We start from the raw sequence: 582 nt of genomic DNA, 5'->3' as shown, positions 1-582 counted from the left end.
GTTACAACAACATCTACTGTTCCCTTTCCAATATCATTGCCTTCAACAAATCCTTTATACTCTAGCCCCTCTAATTGCACTTCACGTAATATCATTCCAGCTTTTTTGATTGCATAGAGACCTTTAACCTCTTCAACACCCACATTTAAAAGCCCAACACTTGGTTTTTCAGTGTGATAGAGGGCGCGAAACATCCCCGCTCCCATAACGGCAAAATCAACCAATTGGTTAGCAGATGCACCAATTGTTGCACCAATGTCTAAAACAATACTCTCGCTACGAAGTGTTGGCCAAATACCCGCAATTCCAGGACGTTCAGCTTCTGCCATCATTTTTAAACAAAAATAAGACATTGCCATGAGTGCACCAGTATTACCAGCAGAAATGCAAGCATCAGCTTCACCATTTTTTACTGCTTCAATTGCGTGCCACATTGATGATTTGCCGCGCCCATTGCGAAGTGCTTGGCTTGGCTTTTCATCCATACGCGTGTAGCTTTCTGTAGGATAGAAGCGCGATACAGAAGCCAAACAAGGATATTTTTTTAAAACCGGCGTAACAGCTTCCTCTACTCCATAAAAC

At 42.4% G+C, this 582-nt stretch carries 1 pseudogene; it reads right to left on the bottom strand.

Annotation, left to right across the window (positions count from 1 at the left end):
- Positions 1-582 (bottom strand): annotated as a pseudogene (locus ACFINO_RS11310) (phosphate acyltransferase); the annotation flags it as partial.

The sequence above is a fragment of the Bartonella sp. AA83SXKL genome, assembly GCF_042196965.1.
Taxonomy (GTDB): Bacteria; Pseudomonadota; Alphaproteobacteria; order Rhizobiales; family Rhizobiaceae; genus Bartonella.
Note: the sequence above shows the minus strand (reverse complement) of the source record. Positions and strands in the feature narration are given on the sequence as shown.